The following is an 18,670-nucleotide window of genomic DNA, read 5'->3' as shown; positions in this document are numbered from 1 at the left end:
TCATTCAATTTAATTACTGTCATATAAGCCCGCATTTCATGTCCGATAAATCTATAACTCCTCTCATATCAGGCAGTTTATACTGCTTTGTAATAGGTCTATTTATAGTAAGTGATAACCCTCCCCGAAAAATAGAAATATGTATAGACCGCAGATAAACGTAAGTGCTGACCTTCCCTAATGATCTGGATTGTTTATCATCAGCCATTTATTACCCAAATTAAGTGTAACATAGTTTTGTGTACACTTTTTTGAAGATTGCCTTTCTGAGGTTGAAGAATAGGTGCGAAAGGAAATGGATAGGCTGAGTTTTTAGAATGAAAGGAGAATATTAACGGAAGAATGATGTGGCCATTAGAGAACTAGAGCGCTTACGCATTTCAGGAGGTTTATGGCATGAAAGAATTCAAAATAACTTACTTTTTTGATGAAGAGCATTATATCAGAAGGTTTATTTATATGGAGTCCCAAGAAAGAGCAGAAGAACTAATCCAAAGCGAGCGAGATCGCTACATTTCGTTCCGGGATAGCAGAGGGATTTACCACGAGTTGAATACCCGCGATGTTCGAGTGATTCAACTGTCTGATTACAACCGAATCGATAAAAGTAAAAAAGCACCAGAGTAAATTGGTGGGAGTTCTTATGGGGGATTACCCCAGAAAAAATATGTGTTGATTAACCAAAGTTAGCCTGAAATGTACAAGTGCAAATTTAGTTGGTATGTTTTTCTTACAGGTGCTTCGTGTAAGAAAATGGTTAATCAATAGTCGTGCCGAAAAGTAGTCGTCTATAATATAAAAGATGCTATTCCGTGATGGATGTCACCATCGTGGAATAGCATCTTTTACATAGGTCTATAACTAAGACATCATCTGGATTAATTAAAAGCATTGTTCTATTTTGATAGCAAGTCTTGGCAATTCAAGACTTACTTATACGTATATTATTTGCGTTTATATCTTTCGCAAGTAGGACAATATTAATTAAGGATTTAGTACGTTGGTTGAATTCTCGTCTATGAATTTTCTTTTCTTTATGTAATTTTTCTAATACATAATAAATAGAGGAGACATTTTTCAGAATAGAATCTTCTAATTTATCTTCATTTAATAACGTCTGGAAATCCTTTAAAGTCGTTTGAAACGACCTTGATTGGTCGGACGAAATTTTTGAAATGACTAACTCAATGTCAAGTGTAGAATCTAAATTGGTCATCCTATCAGAACAACACCTCTCTGAAATGTGTAACGATTTTTGTATTCAATGAAAACTAGTATAAAGTAACTTCTTTTACAGTTATCTTTGAACATAGGACAATGGAATATGTTACAGTTGGTAATATAATTTGCTTTACTTTCTATTCGTTCTTTCAGGATTACTTAAAGTTATATCTTTACCGAAATAAATATACTTCGAGGGCATTTGAAATACTTCTTCTAGCTTCAACATATGATTAAACGAGATGGCAGAAGAATCTTTTTCCCACTCTTCGTATGTAGTTAGGCTGACTCCTATTCTTTCGGCGAGATCAATAGAATTCATCCCATATTTCAATCGTAAAGAATGAAGTGTTTGGATGAGGTAAAATGGCACTCCATTTTCAGATATCACATAATTCACCCCTTATTCACATAATTATATATTACTAAAAGTGATATAACAAGAGAACTTGCATGGGGATAGTTACCACATGCTTTTTTTGTATTAAAACAGATTACTTCCGAAATGATGTACAATCAGTATGAGAAGTAAATGGAGGTTCTATTCATGACCAATCTGGTACAAGGCTTATTTTCCAGACGTTTGAAGCGATTGAGGGAAAGAAATAAAATAACGATGGTGGAACTTGCCGAAGCGATTGGGATGAGCCAAGCAGCAATCTCAGAATGGGAAAAGGGAAATAAATTTCCAAGGGCTGGAGCTTTACAACAATTGGCGCATTACTTTGATGTCCCAATGGAATATTTCTTTAAAGAAAACGCTTATCCTATTGCAGAGACGGTAAATATTCCGTGCTTACCAAGCATTTCGGCAGGTGTTCTCTCACTTACAGATGGTATCGAATGTGATGAGATTGAATTTATAAAGCTACCTGTCAGTTTCTTAGGGGAGCACTCGAAAGACGAAGATCTAATAGCATTTAAAGTAAATGGAGAAAGTATGAATTTGTTATTTCCTGATGGGTCTCCCATCGTTGCTTTACAAATTGGACGAGATAAACTGGAAAATGGTGATATAGCCGTTTACTGTTTTGGGAATGAATATGCCGTCAGGCGCTATAGAAGAATTGAACAGCAACAAGTGATTGTATTGAGTCCGGAATCAACAAATAAAAGCTTTCATGATTGTATAGTCCCTTACAAAGCGGAGAGTGGCTTAGAGATAATTGCTAAAATAATTTGGTATGGTGTATCCGTTTAGTGTGGATGCAATTTTTTAAAAGAATACTAGAAAAGTGCTGGAGACTAGAAAATACATAATGTTGAAAAACGTATACTTACTTAATTTGGGTATAATAAAAAGTTGAAATAACTTTCTTGAAACAAAAAAATGCTATTCCACATTTATGATAACCATGTGGAATAGCATTTTATATTTAGAGGGGCATCTACTTGGATAAAAGCCGCCAAAGATACAATTTTGGCGGCTGAGAGATTCTTTAGGGTTTCTCTTTTTACTAGTAAAGAAGTGCCACTTTCTATAAGGTATCACATGATTACATGCATACTCTTTGCTAAAGGTAAGCAAGGAGCGCATTGTACAAAGTACTAGAGTGCCCGAAATTGCATCTTCGGGCACTTACAATTTCTATAGAAAGTCATCTATTCATTTCATTTAAACCTAACTGCATTTTTCACTTGAACATTGTAGGGACGTGACAGGCAACTATTCCCAATAGGATTACCGAAAAAAGTGTTGTTATTAGTTCGCCGAAATCGAACCGAAAATGATCCAGTGAAAACGGGTTTTCCCAAGCCTTACTCACCCGTATTTCATGTGAATAATTGGTTAATCAACAGAAGTCTGCTGGATTTTAAGCAAGAGGTGCCGTTAGAAGTTATTTTCGTAGTTTCATAACAATATCCTCATCTGGCGTAACTAATATAGTCCTTTGTTCAAAATAAATAACAAATCCAGGCTTAGATCCGTTCGGCTTTTTCACATGCCTGACTTCTGTGTAGTCAACAGGTACTGCTGATGATCCGCGGGCTTTGCTGAAATAAGCAGAAAGGATAGCCGCTTCACGAATTGTCTCTTCGTCTGGATCCGCCTCGTGTATGACAACGTGTGATCCAGGGATATCCTTAGTATGGAGCCAAGTTTGTTCCCGGGATGCAATTTTAAATGTTAAATAGTCATTTTGCTTATTGTTCTTGCCCACTGAAATTTTCACACCAGTAGATGATACATATGTTTCAGGTACTGGTTTTTTCGGTTTCAGTTTCTTTTTCGACTTGCGGGCCTTCAGAAAACCAAGTTCCGCCAACTCTTCACGTATTTCTGCGATGTCTATAGGGGATGCTTGTAACACTTGCTGTTTAATCATTTCAAAGTAGGCGATATCTTCTGCCGTTTTTTCAAGCTGTTCAGCAATCATGATAAGTGCTGTTTTCGCTTTGGAATACCTAGAATAAAACCGTTGCGCGTTATCAATTGGTGATTTTCTAGGATCAAGCGGTATGGTTACAGTTGTCCCTTCCTCGTAATAGTTGGCGACAATTGCTTCCGTTGCACCTTTTTCAATGGCATAACTATTGGCAGTAAGTAATTCTCCATAAAGTTGGAATGTATCTAGCTTTCCAGCGGCTTCTCTTTCTTTTACGAGTTTCTTCACTTTCAAATTCAGTTTAGCAACTTCATTGTCGAGCCAACGCTCTAAGTCCGCGGCTTGTGACTTCACACGTTCTCTTTCAGCACGAGCGAAATACACTTTATCCAGCAAATCACCCAGCGTCTTGTATTCCGCAATCGTCTTATCGGAATGTGTTAGCGCTGTCGCTGAAAATACGGTTTTTGTACCAATTTCCGAAATATTTGGTGTGCTAGCTATTCCTTTGAATGATCCAAGGAGTGATGTGAAAACGATGAATTTATTCGCTTCTGGAGCATTTTTTAAGCGGTATAATAATTCCTCCGCATTAACTGGTGAAAAGCCTGAAAATCGTTGGACGACTTCACGGGCACTTTCTAACTCTGGTAGCAACCCGTTAAATTGTTCTTCAGTTACCGCAAATGGATCTGTTTTATCCTGCGGAGGAGCTGGTATGAAAGGTTGACCCGGTAATATTGTTCGGTAACTATTTACCGATGGTGGCAAGTGTTTCATACTATCAACGATGATGTCGCGGTCGGGATCTACAAGCAGCAAGTTACTGTGCCTGCCCATGATTTCGACATACAATCGTCTGTTAATATCATCACCAATTTCATTTTTCGCCTTCACGTCAATCGTGATAATCCTATCCGTCCCGAATTGGCCGATGGAAGTAATCGACCCACCTTCTAAGTGTTTACGAAGAACCATGCAAAACATAGGCGGTTCAGAAGGATTTGTAATCGCTTCTTCTGTCAACTGAATACGTGAATACGCCGAGTGAATTGAAATAAGTAGTTTTTGATTTTTACCGTCTGCACGGATTAGAAATACGACTTCTTGTGCGTTCGGCTGATGGATTTTGGAGATACGTCCATTTTTCAAGACTTGTAGCTCCTGCACCATAGCCGTTGTGAATAAACCATCAAATGCCATTAGGATTCCTCTTTCAAATCGTTTTTCCCTATTTTAGCACTACAACAAGCATATATGGTATAATATGAACAGATTGTTTCGATCGATAACGATCGGAGCCGGCATGATTGTGCTGAAGCTCCACTGTAAAATTAGATTAGATAAGAAGAGGGATTGCATGTACAAACAACGTGGGCTTCTAATTGTTCTATCTGGACCTTCGGGTGTGGGCAAAGGGACGGTTCGAAAAGAGCTTTTTACACAACCTGATACGAATTATGAATACTCGATTTCAATGACGACGAGAAGTCCACGCGAAGGTGAAGTGGATGGCTCCGATTATTTTTTCAAATCGCGGGCTGAATTCGAACAGTTGGTTGAAGAAGATAGACTTCTTGAATATGCTGAATACGTAGGCAATTATTACGGTACTCCGCTTGATTATGTTAATGCAACGCTTGACGCTGGGAGAGACGTATTCCTCGAAATCGAGGTTGTCGGAGCGGCACAAGTGCGTGCCAAAGTTCCAGACGGATTATTCATTTTCCTTGCACCGCCAAGTTTATCTGAACTCGAAGACAGACTTGTAGGAAGAGGTACTGAAGAAGCGGATGTCATTGCAACACGTATTTTGAAAGCGCGTGAAGAACTTGAAATGATGAACTTGTACGATTATGTCGTAGAAAACGACGAAGTGACAAACGCTTGCGATCGCATCAATGCCATTGTCACTGCCGAACATTGCCGCAGAGAACGTGTAGAAAAAATCTATCTAGGTATGCTGAAAGGGGAATAATCAATGTTAACTCCATCAATCGATTCTCTAAAAGAAAAAATCGACTCGAAATACACACTTGTAACACTCGCTTCAAAACGTGCGCGTCAAATGCAAGAAGAGGGCAATAAGCTTCTTACTTCTTATGTCTCTAACAAGAATGTCGGTAAAGCACTTGAAGAAGTGGCAGCCGGTGTACTTTCTAAAAAGAAATCGGACGATTCAATCGTCTACGAAGACGAAGTTTAATAAGTCCAGCTATCTTTGTACTTAATAGACAGTGGGATTTTCGATTCGAAATGGTGTCTAGGCTTCAGTCGCCAGACGCTCGGGACATAAGTCAGCCCAGCTACGCGGCAAATTACGCCGCTTCGCCGGTCCGTCTTATGCCTGTCGCGGGCCTACAGGATGTAGGTCATGCAGCTGTTGCCACAGGACGTGGCGAACTTAGGCTGCGTTCATTTGTTCACGGCTCCTTACGCTTTTCATATCATAATAAATAAACGTGATACTCCCTTAGAAACGAGTTTTTCTTTGGGAGTTTGTCATTTTAGAAGGGATGAGATCATGTTGTTGAATAAAAAAATCCTCCTTTGTGTAACTGGCGGAATCGCGGTCTATAAAGCTGTTGCACTTGTAAGTAAGTTGTCTCAGGCAGGAGCGGACGTAAAGGTCATTATGACTGAATCGGCAAAGGAATTTGTCACACCACTTACATTTCAAGCGATGTCACGAAACGATGTTTTTTTCGATACGTTCGATGAAAAAAATTCCCGTGTGATTGCACATATTGATTTGGCAGATTGGGCTGATCTTGTCATAGTTGCTCCAGCCACAGCAAATGTAATTGGTAAACTCGCGAATGGGATTGCTGACGATATGGTAACGACTACACTCTTAGCTACTCAGGCTGAGGTCTGGATTGCACCTGCAATGAATGTCCATATGTATGAAAATAAAGCAGTTATACGAAATATTACTACGCTGCACGAAGATGGCTATAAATTCATCGAGCCCTCTGAAGGCTTTTTGGCATGCGGTTATGTAGGAAAAGGTCGATTGGAAGAACCCGAAAAGATTGTAGAACTGATAACAGAACGGTTTACAACGTCCAAATATCTTCCGCTTTCAGGAAAGAAAGTTGTGATCACGGCAGGTCCGACACGTGAACGGATTGATCCGGTACGATATGTCTCGAATTTTTCAAGTGGCAAGATGGGCTATGCGATGGCAGAAGCAGCAGTTAAACTCGGTGCTGAGACTGTCCTTATTTCGGGACCTGTTGGATTGGACAAGCCAGCGGGAGTAACAGTCATTGATATTGAAAGTGCGGCAGAGATGTTTGAAGCCGTCCGAACACAATTCGATGATGCGGCAATCGTTATCAAAGCAGCTGCTGTAGCGGATTATCGCCCGAGAGAGATTCAGCCCCAAAAGATGAAGAAACAAGTAGGGGACTCTGTTATTGAACTTGAACGAACAACTGATATCTTGAAAACAATCGGTTCAATGAAAACGAAACAAATCCTTGTTGGCTTTGCTGCTGAAACTGAAAATGCAGTAGGTTATGGCATAGGCAAACTAGAAAGTAAAAACCTTGATTATATTATCGTCAACGACGTGACTGATCCGGATGCTGGATTCGGGAAGGATACAAACGTTGTCACACTTCTTTCGAAAAACGGATCACATATGCCATTCCGAGCAATGCCGAAAAAAGAACTCGCCATTCTATTGCTGGAAACAATTATTAAAGAAGAAAGTGATCAACTAAATGATCGCTGAAGTCATTGTAGATGTAGCGGCTTATCCAATCGACAGGCCGTTTGATTACCTCGTTCCAGAAGCATTGGAATCTGTGATTGAGCCTGGAACCAGAGTGAAAGTTCCGTTTGGACCCAGGAAAGTGCTTGGTTACGTAACAATGTTGAAGGACGAAAGTGAGCTTGCACTCGGCAAAATTAAACCGATTGATGAACTTATTGATTTGGATCCGGTCATTTCTAGTGAACTGCTCGAATTATCGCGCTGGCTCGCGGTTGAGACGTTGTCATATGAAATTGATGCCCTCCAAGTGATGTTACCTGCTGCGATGCGTGCAAAATATGAAAAGTTCATCATTGTCGAAGAACCGGAACGAATTGAAGACGCTGATTTTAAAGCTTTTCTTGCGGGCAGGAAACGGATTCAGTTGAAAGAAGTAGATTCAGCAGAATTGATGAAAATGTTAAAAAAGTATGTTTCAGAAGGAATTGTCACGGTCGATACGGCCGTAGGGCAGCAAACTGCTGTGAAAAAAGTGCGGATGATTCGAATGGCAGATGAGGTAACACTGCAAACTTTGCTTGACTCTAGTCACTCCAATGCGAAAAAACAAGCTGAATTACTTCGCTGGATGTTGGAGCATGCAGGGAAAACGATCAGTGCAAAACAACTGATGGAACAGTCGGGAATTCAACCGGCTGTGCTGAAAACTGTCATTGAAAGAGGCGCAGCCTTCGAAGAACTTGCTGAAGTGTACCGTGAACCTGATGCGCCTCAATTGAAAGATACAGCGATACCCGAAATCTTGACAGACGAACAGCAAATTGCACTTGATCATATAGCAACATCCGAAGACAATCAAAAAGCAGAAACATTCCTACTTCATGGCGTTACAGGAAGTGGAAAAACAGAAGTGTATTTACGTGCCATTAAACGCGTTTTGGATAAAGGCAAAGAAGCAATCGTCCTTGTCCCAGAGATATCATTAACCCCGCAAATGACGTCGCGCTTCAAAGAGCGTTTTGGTTCGCTCGTTGCAGTTATGCACAGCGCCTTGTCTGCCGGTGAGAAATACGATGAATGGCGGAAGATAAAACGGGGGGAAGTAAAAGTCGTCATTGGTGCAAGGTCGGCGATATTTGCCCCGTTTGAAAATATTGGTATTATCATTCTCGATGAAGAGCATGAATCGACGTACAAGCAAGATGATACACCGCGCTATCATGCAAGGGACGTTGCGATTAAACGCGCGGAGTATTACAATTGTCCTGTTATTTTAGGAAGTGCAACGCCGTCACTGGAATCATATGCACGTGCATCAAAAGGTGTATATACCATGCTTACACTAACGAAACGACCAAAAGATCAGGCCCTGCCAACAGTAACAGTCGTTGATATGCGAGAGGAATTGAAAACCGGAAATCGTTCGATGTTTTCATTGCCGCTTGCGGAAGCGGTCCGTATCCGATTGGAAAAAAGAGAGCAAATCGTGCTGTTTCTGAATAAGCGAGGCTTTTCATCTTTTGTACTCTGCCGGGATTGCGGTACTGTCGTTGAATGCCCAAATTGTGATATTTCGTTGACCTATCATCGTGCACACGAACAGTTAAAATGCCATTATTGCGGTCATGAAGAACGAGTGCCGCTCGTTTGTCCGGAATGTAAAAGTGAACATATCCGGTTTTTCGGAACAGGGACCCAAAAAGCGCAAGAAGAAATTGCGAAACTGTTTCCTACAGCACGTGTCCTTCGAATGGATGTCGATACAACGAGGCAAAAAGGTTCACACGAGCGGCTTCTTAGACAGTTCAGTGAAGGACAGGCGGATATCCTACTCGGGACGCAAATGATTGCGAAAGGGCTAGATTTCCCGAATATTACACTTGTCGGTGTGCTTGCCGCAGATACAACACTCCATTTAGCTGATTTCCGTGCCGCTGAAAAAACCTTTCAACTAATGACGCAAGTAAGTGGACGAGCTGGACGTCACGAATTGCCTGGAGAGGTTTTCATCCAGACTTATTCCCCTGAACATTACGCAATCGAATTAGCGAAAGCACAGCATTATAAGCCTTTTTATACGATGGAAATGGCGGCCAGAAGACAATATGGCTATCCACCCTTCTATTTCGTCACGCTTGTTCAGTTTACGCACGAGGATTTATTGAAAGTAGCTGACTTTGCAGAAAAGGGAGCACGCTACTTAAAACAGAACTTATCTGCAGGCACAGTCGTCATCGGACCAACTGCTTCCGCTATCAGTCGAGTGAACAATAGATATCGCTACCAATGTTTGATAAAATACAAAAAAGAGCCGAAGTTGACAGAAACGTTGCAGCAGCTCATTAAGTATTACCGGACGGACTGGATTAAATCAGGACTGATAATGACCGTTGATGTAGAACCGGCGTCAATATACTAAACAAAAGCGCTGGAGTCTGGACGTGAAATATCCATGTCAGCCCCAATCCGCAGTACAAGGTTAAATTACATCTTAGATAACAAGACAGAAAAGAGGAATAGATTTGGCAATACGTGAAATTGTGAAGCATCCGGCTCCGGTTCTTCAACAACAATGTAAAGAAGTAGTGAAATTTGATAAGAAGCTTTCAAAACTGCTAGATGATATGTACGACACAATGGTGGCGGCGGATGGCATAGGAATCGCTGCACCACAAATTGGCGAAGCAGTGCGTGTCGCGATTGTCGATATGGGCGAAGGGCAAGACGTTATTGAGATGGTCAATCCTGTTGTAACAGCAACCGGAGGATCCGAAATAGAAGTAGAAGGTTGTCTAAGTTTTCCGGATTTATTCGGCGAAGTAGAAAGACCATTTTTCGTACGCATTGAAGCGCAAGAACGCAATGGCGCACTTTATGAATTAGAAGCAGAAGATTATGAAGCACGTGCGATTCTTCATGAAATCGATCATTTAAATGGCGTATTATTTGATTCGAAAATCATTCGTGTTGTTGATCCGTCTGAATTAGAAGAAACAGAAGAAGCAGAGATAGTAGGGGAAAGCGGTGGAGGTGAGCTGAAATGACGAAGATTGTCTTTATGGGAACACCAGAGTTTTCGGTATCTGTCCTCACAATGCTCTTTGATGAAGGGCATACTATCGTGGCAGTTGTCACTCAGCCGGACAGACCAGTCGGGCGAAAGAGGGTCTTAACACCACCTCCAGTAAAAGTTGAAGCACTACGGCTTGGACTGCCGATTATTCAACCTGAAAAACTGAGAGGTTCTGCTGAACTTGAGGAAATTATTGCGCTTAAACCAGATTTAATCGTGACTGCAGCATTTGGCCAGATTTTACCGAAGGAACTGCTAGAAGTCCCTCGGCTCGGTTGCATTAATGTACACGCATCCTTTCTACCTAAATATCGCGGTGGTGCGCCGATTCACCAGGCAATCATGGATGGCGAAACAGAAACGGGCGTCACAATCATGTATATGGTCGAAAAACTTGATGCAGGCGATATTATTTCACAAGTGATTGTGCCTATTTCTGATACGGATCACACAGGAAGTATGTTCACTGCATTATCTGTGGCAGGGACGGCACTACTGAAAGAGACATTGCCTTCTATTTTAAACGAAACAAATAAACAAACAGTTCAAGACGAATCACTCGTGACGTTCGCGCGTAACATCTCCCGTGAACAAGAACGGATTGACTGGTCTAAAGGTGGAAAGGCAATCTACGATAAAATCCGTGGACTTCATCCTTGGCCAGTTGCATACACCGCATTCCAAGGTGAAAACGTCAAGATTTGGTGGAGTGAGAAAATCCATACAACTGACAGTGCGTTACCAGGAACGATTATTGCAATCGATAGTGATCGTATTATTGTAAAAGCGGGCGATGACATCGCTGTTGCACTTACGGATCTTCAACCAGCCGGGAAAAAACGGATGCCGGCGGGTGAATTTATTCGCGGAACCGGATCTAAATGGAGTAAGGGGGACCGTTTTGAATGAATATAAATACTAGACCGAAAAAGAAAATATGGAATGGCAACGTCCGAGACGCTGCTCTTTCAATATTGATGGAAATAAATGATCATCAAGCTTATAGCAATCTATTGCTGCATAGAACAATTGAAAAGTATGGTATAGAAACGAAAGATCGTGGCTTGTTAACGGAATTGACGTATGGCACACTTCAACACCGCATGACACTCGATTATTATCTTGAGCCGTTTGTCCGTGGTAAATTGGATGGCTGGGTTCGAGAGCTTCTTCGGTTATCGTTATATCAAATCGTTTATTTAACAAAAATCCCACCGCATGCTGTTGTTCACGAAGCAGTTGAAATTGCGAAAAGACGCGGTCATAAACGGATAGCACCAACTGTAAATGGTATTCTTCGCTCCGTGTTGCGTAAAGGTGTCCGTTCACTTGATGAAATGCAAGATGGTACGTTGAAAACTTCTATCGAAACGAGTCATCCGGAATGGTTGATTAAGCGTTGGAATGAACAATTTGGTGAAGAAGACGCGGCCATTATGGCACATGAAAATAATCATCCAGCAGCGATGACAATTCGCGTCAATACAGCAAAAACAACGCCAGACGAAGTCATTGCTTTACTCGAATCAGAAGGTGTTGAAGTAAGAAAAGGCGAAGTTGTACCGGAGTGCATCATTTCAGATAGTGGCAATCCTGCAAATACGCAAGCCTATAAAAAAGGACTTATCACTATTCAAGACGAAAGTTCGATGCTACCTGTTCTTGCTCTTGATTTATCGCCAGGTATGAAAGTACTCGATATGTGTGCGGCACCTGGTGGGAAAACAACCCACATCGCTGAAAAAATGAACGATAAAGGTGAAGTTTTTGCACATGATTTACATGAACATAAACTGAAACTTATTGAAGCAAATGCGACTCGCCTTGGCTTAACGTCAATCAAAGCATTGAGTGGAGACAGCAGGAAATTGACTGAGCTATACGAGTTGTCCTCATTCGATCGTATTCTTGTCGACGCACCTTGTAGCGGTCTTGGTGTCATCCGTAGAAAGCCTGAAATTAAGTACAATAAAACACAAGCTGATTTCGATGCGTTGACGTCGATTCAATCAGACCTTCTAGATACTGCTCGTGAATTGATTAAATCTGACGGGGTTATTGTCTATAGTACGTGTACAGTGGAGTATGCCGAAAACCAGGGAATGGTTGAACGATTCCTTGTGCGTCATACGGATATGGAGAAAATCCCTTTACCGCAACTAACTGGAAACGAGAAATTGGCGATTGAAGATAACACGCTTCAAGTACTTCCGCAACACTTTGGCAGCGATGGCTTTTTTGTTGCTGCTTTCCGGAAAAAAAGTAAGTGAGCTAAGAATTCGAGGCAAAAGGTGGGATGGACGTTGCAATTTGAAGTCTTGACGGATATCGGCAAGAAACGAACGGTCAACGAAGACAGTGCGGCTGTATACACACTTCCAAAGGGCGTTATGCTTGCCGTGATAGCGGACGGTATGGGTGGCCACCTGGGGGGGGATTACGCGAGTTCGACAGCAGTCAGAGTAATTGGCGAGCAATTCATGAAACTTGATAGTTCGACGTTTGAAGCAGAAGATAAGTTGGCGCAGTGGCTGCAGGAAGCGGTCATTCTCGCAAATGACATACTTTACAAACATGCAAACGAAAATGAAGCGTATAAGGGAATGGGAACGACGCTTGAAGTAGCTCTCATTCGTGGACGTTCTTGTCTTATTTCGCATACTGGTGATAGCCGTGTCTACGCAATCGATGGGAAAGGTGTGCGGCAAGTAACGCGAGACCATTCCTACGTAAATGCACTTCTTGACAGTGGGGAAATTACCTTGGAAGAGGCAGCAGTTCATCCACAACGAAACTGGATTATGAAAGCAGTTGGTTCTGAAAAAACGATTGTACCCGATCTTTATTCGCTTGAGTTAGAAGAGGGCATGTATATGCTTATTTGTACGGACGGTCTGAGCAATAAAGTAAGTCAACAATCGATGAGTGAAATAGTTCTATCAAACGCTACGTTGCATGAAAAGACGGAAGAACTTGTGGATTTAGCGAACAAGATGGGCGGGGAAGACAATATCTCCGTAATTCTAATCGACTCGACTGAAGTGGAGGCGACTAATCCATGATTGGATCAAGAATAGGTGGACGTTATGAAATTGTAAGGAATATTGGTGACGGCGGCATGTCAAAAGTATATCTAGCACATGACGTCATCCTGGACCGCGATGTTGCCATTAAGGTTCTTAATTATGATTTTGCGAATGAAGAGGCATTGAAAAGAAGGTTTAAACGAGAAGCACTTTCCGCAACGAGTCTGACGCACCCGCACATTGTTGATATATTCGATGTGGGCGAAGAGGGTGAACTGCATTACCTGGTGATGGAATATATCGAAGGACAAACCTTGAAGAAGTTTATCCAAGATAATGGGGCCTTGACGCCTAAGCAAGCTTTGCCGATTATGCAACAGATTGTATCTGCAATTGCGAATGCTCATCATAATGGAATCGTCCATCGTGATGTTAAACCGCAGAATATTTTAATGGATTCGGATGAGAATGTTAAAATTACTGATTTTGGTATCGCGATGGCACTTAGTGCAACAGCACATACAAAAACGAATTCAGTCATTGGGACGGTTCACTACTTGTCACCCGAACAAGCACGTGGCGGAATGGCGACAAAAAAGTCTGATATCTATTCATTAGGCATCGTACTTTACGAATTACTGTCAGGTGAATTGCCATTTACAGCGGATACTGCAGTTGCGATTGCATTGAAGCATTTACAAGAAGAGACGCCCTCAGTAAGAATGGTATTCCCTTCAATTCCACAAAGTTTAGAAAATGTTATTTTGAAGGCGACTATGAAAGATGCTACATATCGATATGATTCAGCAGATGAAATGTATGATGATTTGCTAACTGTACTGTCACCCGAACGGGCAAATGAGAAGAGATTCGCAATTGTCTTCGATGATGACCGCACGCGCGCGATACCAATCGTTAGTGAAACTACAAAATTTGATAGCGTTGAAGCGACTAAGAAGATCGAACCAGTAACAATTGAACAATCCCCGCCGCCAACACCACCGAAAAAACGCAAGAAATGGCCATTCATTGTTGGTGGAATTGCTGGCATTGCAATCCTGATACTTTTGTTGTCCCTTATTCCAGGTATATTTGGCCCTAAAAAGGCTGTTATTCCGACTGTGGCTGGAATGGAAGAAACGGAGGCTAGGGATGTGCTCTCTAGCACAGGCTTTAATACGGTTGTAACTGAGGGACAGCAATCCGATGATGTTGATGAAGGGGAAGCCATTAAAACGATACCCGAGGCAGGGAAGAAACGGGGTGTTGACTCCGAGATCACCTTGTATATTAGTACCGGTAAAGAAAAAAGCACCTTAGCCGATTATATTGGCGAAAATGCCGATAAAGTTATGGCTTCTTTAGACGATACACTTTTTAAGTCGATTGATTCTATAGAAGAGTTTTCTGATAAACCAGAGGGTACAATCATTGGACAAGAACCAGATTCAGGGGAAGTAATTCTCAGTGAAACCGATTTACTGTTTACTGTTAGTAAAGGCCAAGAAAAGCAAATTCTTGACGATCTAAGAGGATATGACAAGGACCGGCTGGAAGATTATGAAGAGTCATCAGGTTTAACTATAAATACAGTGAGAGAAGATTATTCTTCAACAGTGCCTAAAGGTAGTGTCATTTCGCAAACACCAAATGGGAAAACAGAAATTGTAAAAGGTGGGAAAGTCGAAGTCGTCGTATCAAAAGGTCCAGAGAAAAAACCCGATAAGTTCGTTGTCAAAAAGGTGACAATTGAGTATGTACCTGAAGTGATTGAGCCTAGCCCTAGTCCTAGCGATGAAGATGGTGACGAAGGTGATGGAGAGGATGATGGAGACAACTCGGGAGTAGTGGAACAGCCTGCTCCAGTCCCACAACTTATTAAAATTTACATTCAAGACAAAAATAATAAGATAACGGATGTTTTTGATGAGTTTTCAATCACAGAAACGACGGAAAGATCAATTTCATTTAACTTGGAAGAAGGACAGACTGGGTCATATAAGGTTACGCGCGATTCAAAACCTATCATTGCAGAATTGGTCAATTAGAGTGACTCTAATTAGAAGGGGTGAAAGAATGCCAGAAGGACAAATCAGAAAAGCAATCAGCGGGTATTATTATGTAGAAAATGACGGAGAAATCATTCAATGTCGAGGACGTGGAGTATTTAGAAACCGTGGTATTCATCCGCTGGTTGGAGATTTCGTGACCTATGTACGTGTTGAAGATAATGATGCAACAGTCACTGAAGTCCATGAGCGGTTCAATGAACTTGTCCGTCCGCCAATCTCGAATGTTCACCAGGCGTTGCTTGTATTCTCCATAGTGGAACCGGCATTCAGCCTTTATCTATTAGACAGGTTTTTGGTTGTCGTCGAATCGTTCGACGTAAAACCAATTATCTGCCTAACGAAAAAGGATCTTGCGAATGCTGATGAACTGAAAATGGTAGCTGAATCAGCGGCGTATTATAAGAAAATCGGTTATGATGTTATAGAGACTTTTATTGACGATCCTCAACTGACTGACTTATTGAAACCTTATTTTGAAGGCAAGACTACAGTTCTTGCCGGGCAATCAGGTGTTGGTAAATCAACGTTGTTGAACACGGTATTGCCTGTGCTTGAATTGAAAACAGGGATAATATCAGAAGCGCTTGGACGCGGAAAACATACAACGCGACATGTTGAGTTGCTTGAGATATCAGGTGGTCTTGTCGCGGATACCCCAGGCTTCAGCTCTCTCGAATTCGATCATATCGAAAAAGAAGAATTGTCTCATTACTTTGTAGATATGGATGAAGTTGCGCCAAACTGTAGATTCAGAGGTTGCTTGCACTTGAAAGAACCAAAGTGTGCAGTAAAAGAGTTGGTAGAGACTGGAGAAATTCCACGTCATCGCTATGATCACTACTTGCAGTTCATGCAAGAAATACTTGACCGAAAGCCGAGGTATGAAAAACATGATTAAAATTGCACCTTCAATTTTAGCAGCAGACTTTTCAAAGCTTGCCGAAGAAGTAAAAGAAGTGGAAGCAGCGGGCGCTGCACTAATCCATATCGATGTCATGGACGGACATTTCGTTCCGAACATTACAATGGGAGCGATTGTTGTTGAGGCACTTCGACCAGTAACGAAGTTGCCGCTGGATGTCCATTTAATGATTGAAAATCCAAACCTGTATATTGAACAATTTGCAAAAGCCGGAGCTGATTATATTACGGTTCATGTAGAGGCATGCCCTCATTTGCACGGCACATTGCAACTGATTAAGTCTCACGGGGTGAAATCGGGCGTTGTTTTGAATCCGCATACACCGATTGAAACGATTCTTCATGTTCTAGATGAAATTGACTTGGTCCTAATCATGACAATCAATCCCGGATTCGGTGGCCAGAAGTTTCTTCATTCAGTCGTTCCGAAAGTGAAACAGCTAGCCGATATTATTCGTGAGCGAGGACTTCCGATTGAAATTGAAATCGATGGCGGCATTAATGAAGAAACGATTATCCCGTGTGTTGAAGCGGGTGCTACAATCTTAGTTGCAGGATCAGCTATCTACAATGCACCTGATCGTGCAGAAGCTTTACGCCGGATAAAAGCTGCTGGTGAAGGTGCGCTAAGAAAATGAAGTATGCAGTCGTTTGTGCGGGCGGGCCCGATTCAGAAATAGCTGACTTGACGGAATTTCATCATAAAGATACGGTGTTCATCGGAGCGGATAGAGGTGCACTTCACTTGCTGCAAAGAGGTATTGTTCCTCTTGAAGCAGTGGGGGATTTTGATTCGGTTTCGAAAAGTGAATACGATGAGATAGCCGCCGCAGTCCGCATAATCGGACGATTTCGTTCGGAAAAAAATGAGACTGATACGGAACTTGCAGTAGATCGTGCTCTTTCCTACGGGCCAGAGTGTGTCATTTTGACGGGAGTTACAGGAGGGAGGCTGGATCATATGGAATCAGCCCTTCATCTTCTGTACCGGCTTCAAATAGCTCATAATGATACGTCATTCTCGATTCGTAATGGGACGAATGAACTTTTTATACTTACACCTGGAAGTTATCAAGTGACGTCGGATGATCGTTTTAAATACATATCATTTTTTTCATTCAATGGGGTAGTTAGTGGACTTACACTTACCGGTTTCAAATTCGAAATGGTAGATGCTACGCTCGAAACTGGCATGACGTTATTTACAAGTAATGAACTGGCTGAAGAAGTCTGTACTATATCGTTCCATGAGGGCATATGCTTAATGGTAAGGAGTTCAGATTCCTGAAAGGAGTGGGGAATTGCGAGTTTATACTTTCACAATGCCGAAATTTGTGAGTGGAGTAGTAAGGAAGTGTATGGTTGTTTTCCAGAAGGATGATTCACCGAAAGCTACTGCGAGCAACACCAAGAATAAAAAAAGGAAAAAAGAAAAAACGTCGGGCTGAAGAAATTCAGCCCGGCGTTTTATTTTCTTTAAAGTTTAAATACCAAGGCGCTTAAACTTTAATTACAGTCCTTTACACACGTTGAACTTTACCTGATTTAAGGGCTCTAGCAGAGACCCATACACGTTTAGGTTTACCGTTAACGAGAATTCGGACTTTTTGAAGGTTCGCACCCCATGAACGACGAGTTGCGTTCATTGCGTGGGAGCGTGCATTGCCTGTACGGGCTTTGCGTCCTGTAATAACACATTCTTTAGACATAATAGTACCTCCTTGCGAATGTTGATTAAGTGATTTACTTCTTTATTCGCATACCATAATAATGTATCATATGCGTAAACGTGTTGCAACCTTTTTTGTGACATCTTTCAAGGTAAAAGCCTTTACACGTTTAAAAGTCATAGAATCGCTTTCTTTTATTATTATAACAGGTATAGTACAATGGGGTTAGTGAAAAAGGATCCAGGGGGTATTACACATGTCAATCGAAGTAAAGAATGAATACGGCAAAATCGATATTACGAATGACGTCATTACCCAAGTGGTTGGTGAGGCGGCTATCGAGTGTTATGGGATTGTCGGAATGGCTTCAAGGCATCAGATAAGAGATGGCCTTACTGAAATCCTAGGGAAAGAAAATTTCACGCGGGGAGTCATCGTTCGTAATCTTGGCGATGATACGCATATCGATATGTATATCATTGTTGGATATGGTACTAAAATTTCAGAAGTCGCCTACCAAGTACAATCAAAAGTGAAGTATACATTGAAAAAGACAGTCGGCATGACTGTGAAATCTGTTAATATTTTTGTCCAGGGAGTCCGAGTGACGAACCTGTAAGAGGAGGAAATAATTTC

At 41.6% G+C, this 18,670-nt stretch carries 19 protein-coding genes; 16 read left to right on the top strand and 3 right to left on the bottom strand.

Features of this window, described 5'->3' with window-relative positions; translation table 11 throughout:
- Nucleotides 1–396: 396 nt before the first annotated feature.
- Nucleotides 397–627 (top strand): hypothetical protein, encoded by a 231-nt coding sequence (locus tag AZE41_RS15825; protein ID WP_067211375.1) that lies wholly within the window; start codon nucleotides 397–399, stop codon nucleotides 625–627.
- Between the two features lie 724 nt (nucleotides 628–1,351).
- Here the strand turns inward: AZE41_RS15825 and AZE41_RS15815 are convergent.
- Nucleotides 1,352–1,612, bottom strand: coding sequence for a helix-turn-helix transcriptional regulator (locus tag AZE41_RS15815; protein WP_067211370.1), 261 nt, complete (start codon nucleotides 1,610–1,612; stop codon nucleotides 1,352–1,354).
- Between the two features lie 156 nt (nucleotides 1,613–1,768).
- Here AZE41_RS15815 and AZE41_RS15810 point away from each other — a divergent pair, with 156 nt between their 5' ends.
- Nucleotides 1,769–2,422 (top strand): XRE family transcriptional regulator, encoded by a 654-nt coding sequence (locus tag AZE41_RS15810; RefSeq protein ID WP_067211367.1) that lies wholly within the window; start codon nucleotides 1,769–1,771, stop codon nucleotides 2,420–2,422.
- Between the two features lie 637 nt (nucleotides 2,423–3,059).
- Here the strand turns inward: AZE41_RS15810 and AZE41_RS15805 are convergent.
- On the bottom strand, nucleotides 3,060–4,751 hold the full coding sequence (locus AZE41_RS15805) for an Rqc2 family fibronectin-binding protein (RefSeq protein WP_067211365.1): 1,692 nt from the start codon (nucleotides 4,749–4,751) through the stop codon (nucleotides 3,060–3,062).
- 157 nt (nucleotides 4,752–4,908) lie between these two features.
- Between AZE41_RS15805 and gmk the strand changes: the two genes are divergently transcribed.
- The 13 genes from gmk to spoVM all read left to right on the top strand — a co-directional run bounded on the left by gmk (nucleotide 4,909) and on the right by spoVM (nucleotide 17,812).
- Nucleotides 4,909–5,526 (top strand): guanylate kinase, encoded by a 618-nt coding sequence (gene gmk / locus AZE41_RS15800; RefSeq protein ID WP_067211363.1) that lies wholly within the window; start codon nucleotides 4,909–4,911, stop codon nucleotides 5,524–5,526.
- A 3-nt stretch (nucleotides 5,527–5,529) separates the two neighbouring features.
- On the top strand, nucleotides 5,530–5,754 hold the full coding sequence (gene rpoZ / locus AZE41_RS15795) for a DNA-directed RNA polymerase subunit omega (RefSeq protein ID WP_067211360.1): 225 nt from the start codon (nucleotides 5,530–5,532) through the stop codon (nucleotides 5,752–5,754).
- A gap of 318 nt (nucleotides 5,755–6,072) precedes the next feature.
- On the top strand, nucleotides 6,073–7,290 hold the full coding sequence (gene coaBC / locus AZE41_RS15790) for a bifunctional phosphopantothenoylcysteine decarboxylase/phosphopantothenate--cysteine ligase CoaBC (RefSeq protein ID WP_067211357.1): 1,218 nt from the start codon (nucleotides 6,073–6,075) through the stop codon (nucleotides 7,288–7,290).
- Nucleotides 7,280–9,691, top strand: coding sequence for a primosomal protein N' (priA, locus tag AZE41_RS15785; RefSeq protein ID WP_067211355.1), 2,412 nt, complete (start codon nucleotides 7,280–7,282; stop codon nucleotides 9,689–9,691). Before coaBC ends, priA begins: the two co-directional genes overlap by 11 nt.
- Before the next feature lie 103 nt (nucleotides 9,692–9,794).
- Nucleotides 9,795–10,316 (top strand): peptide deformylase, encoded by a 522-nt coding sequence (gene def, locus AZE41_RS15780; RefSeq protein WP_067211352.1) that lies wholly within the window; start codon nucleotides 9,795–9,797, stop codon nucleotides 10,314–10,316.
- Nucleotides 10,313–11,254, top strand: a complete 942-nt coding sequence (gene fmt, locus AZE41_RS15775) for a methionyl-tRNA formyltransferase (RefSeq protein WP_067211350.1) — start codon at nucleotides 10,313–10,315, stop codon at nucleotides 11,252–11,254. Before def ends, fmt begins: the two co-directional genes overlap by 4 nt.
- Entirely contained in the window at nucleotides 11,251–12,615 is a 1,365-nt protein-coding gene (gene rsmB / locus AZE41_RS15770; protein WP_067211347.1) for a 16S rRNA (cytosine(967)-C(5))-methyltransferase RsmB, read from the top strand. Before fmt ends, rsmB begins: the two co-directional genes overlap by 4 nt.
- A 33-nt stretch (nucleotides 12,616–12,648) precedes the next feature.
- Nucleotides 12,649–13,407: a Stp1/IreP family PP2C-type Ser/Thr phosphatase gene (locus AZE41_RS15765; protein ID WP_067211345.1), complete on the top strand. Its 759-nt coding sequence runs from the start codon at nucleotides 12,649–12,651 to the stop codon at nucleotides 13,405–13,407.
- Nucleotides 13,404–15,419, top strand: a complete 2,016-nt coding sequence (gene pknB / locus AZE41_RS15760) for a Stk1 family PASTA domain-containing Ser/Thr kinase (RefSeq protein ID WP_067211342.1) — start codon at nucleotides 13,404–13,406, stop codon at nucleotides 15,417–15,419. The genes AZE41_RS15765 and pknB overlap by 4 nt, the downstream gene beginning before the upstream one ends.
- A 28-nt stretch (nucleotides 15,420–15,447) precedes the next feature.
- Complete coding sequence (rsgA, locus tag AZE41_RS15755; protein ID WP_067211340.1) at nucleotides 15,448–16,341, top strand: ribosome small subunit-dependent GTPase A; 894 nt, start codon at nucleotides 15,448–15,450, stop codon at nucleotides 16,339–16,341.
- Nucleotides 16,334–17,002, top strand: coding sequence for a ribulose-phosphate 3-epimerase (gene rpe, locus AZE41_RS15750; protein WP_067214018.1), 669 nt, complete (start codon nucleotides 16,334–16,336; stop codon nucleotides 17,000–17,002). The genes rsgA and rpe overlap by 8 nt, the downstream gene beginning before the upstream one ends.
- Nucleotides 16,999–17,652 carry a thiamine diphosphokinase gene (locus tag AZE41_RS15745; protein WP_067211337.1) on the top strand — a complete coding sequence of 218 codons (654 nt, stop codon included), beginning with the start codon at nucleotides 16,999–17,001 and terminating at the stop codon, nucleotides 17,650–17,652. Before rpe ends, AZE41_RS15745 begins: the two co-directional genes overlap by 4 nt.
- A 13-nt stretch (nucleotides 17,653–17,665) precedes the next feature.
- Nucleotides 17,666–17,812 (top strand): stage V sporulation protein SpoVM, encoded by a 147-nt coding sequence (gene spoVM / locus AZE41_RS23725; protein WP_418064629.1) that lies wholly within the window; start codon nucleotides 17,666–17,668, stop codon nucleotides 17,810–17,812.
- A gap of 72 nt (nucleotides 17,813–17,884) precedes the next feature.
- Here spoVM and rpmB read toward each other — a convergent pair whose 3' ends face one another.
- Nucleotides 17,885–18,073: a 50S ribosomal protein L28 gene (gene rpmB, locus AZE41_RS15740; protein WP_067211334.1), complete on the bottom strand. Its 189-nt coding sequence runs from the start codon at nucleotides 18,071–18,073 to the stop codon at nucleotides 17,885–17,887.
- Nucleotides 18,074–18,290: 217 nt separating this feature from the next.
- Here rpmB and AZE41_RS15735 point away from each other — a divergent pair, with 217 nt between their 5' ends.
- A complete protein-coding gene (locus AZE41_RS15735) occupies nucleotides 18,291–18,653 on the top strand; it encodes an Asp23/Gls24 family envelope stress response protein (RefSeq protein ID WP_067211331.1) in 363 nt (120 codons plus the stop codon).
- Nucleotides 18,654–18,670 lie beyond the last annotated feature (17 nt).

Source organism: Sporosarcina psychrophila (genome assembly GCF_001590685.1).
GTDB classification, from domain to species: Bacteria; Bacillota; Bacilli; order Bacillales_A; family Planococcaceae; genus Sporosarcina; species Sporosarcina psychrophila.
This window is presented reverse-complemented; position numbering and strand designations above follow the sequence as displayed.

Bases quoted from the DNA above. Each gene is read 5' to 3' on its own strand.
- AZE41_RS15825 (WP_067211375.1), top strand. From the start codon at position 397: ATGAAAGAATTCAAAATAACTTACTTTTTTGATGAAGAGCATTATATC.
- AZE41_RS15810 (WP_067211367.1), top strand. From the start codon at position 1,769: ATGACCAATCTGGTACAAGGCTTATTTTCCAGACGTTTGAAGCGATTG.
- AZE41_RS15805 (WP_067211365.1), bottom strand. From the start codon at position 4,751: ATGGCATTTGATGGTTTATTCACAACGGCTATGGTGCAGGAGCTACAA.
- gmk (WP_067211363.1), top strand. From the start codon at position 4,909: ATGTACAAACAACGTGGGCTTCTAATTGTTCTATCTGGACCTTCGGGT.
- rpoZ (WP_067211360.1), top strand. From the start codon at position 5,530: ATGTTAACTCCATCAATCGATTCTCTAAAAGAAAAAATCGACTCGAAA.
- coaBC (WP_067211357.1), top strand. From the start codon at position 6,073: ATGTTGTTGAATAAAAAAATCCTCCTTTGTGTAACTGGCGGAATCGCG.
- priA (WP_067211355.1), top strand. From the start codon at position 7,280: ATGATCGCTGAAGTCATTGTAGATGTAGCGGCTTATCCAATCGACAGG.
- fmt (WP_067211350.1), top strand. From the start codon at position 10,313: ATGACGAAGATTGTCTTTATGGGAACACCAGAGTTTTCGGTATCTGTC.
- rsmB (WP_067211347.1), top strand. From the start codon at position 11,251: ATGAATATAAATACTAGACCGAAAAAGAAAATATGGAATGGCAACGTC.
- pknB (WP_067211342.1), top strand. From the start codon at position 13,404: ATGATTGGATCAAGAATAGGTGGACGTTATGAAATTGTAAGGAATATT.
- rsgA (WP_067211340.1), top strand. From the start codon at position 15,448: ATGCCAGAAGGACAAATCAGAAAAGCAATCAGCGGGTATTATTATGTA.
- rpe (WP_067214018.1), top strand. From the start codon at position 16,334: ATGATTAAAATTGCACCTTCAATTTTAGCAGCAGACTTTTCAAAGCTT.
- AZE41_RS15745 (WP_067211337.1), top strand. From the start codon at position 16,999: ATGAAGTATGCAGTCGTTTGTGCGGGCGGGCCCGATTCAGAAATAGCT.
- rpmB (WP_067211334.1), bottom strand. From the start codon at position 18,073: ATGTCTAAAGAATGTGTTATTACAGGACGCAAAGCCCGTACAGGCAAT.
- AZE41_RS15735 (WP_067211331.1), top strand. From the start codon at position 18,291: ATGTCAATCGAAGTAAAGAATGAATACGGCAAAATCGATATTACGAAT.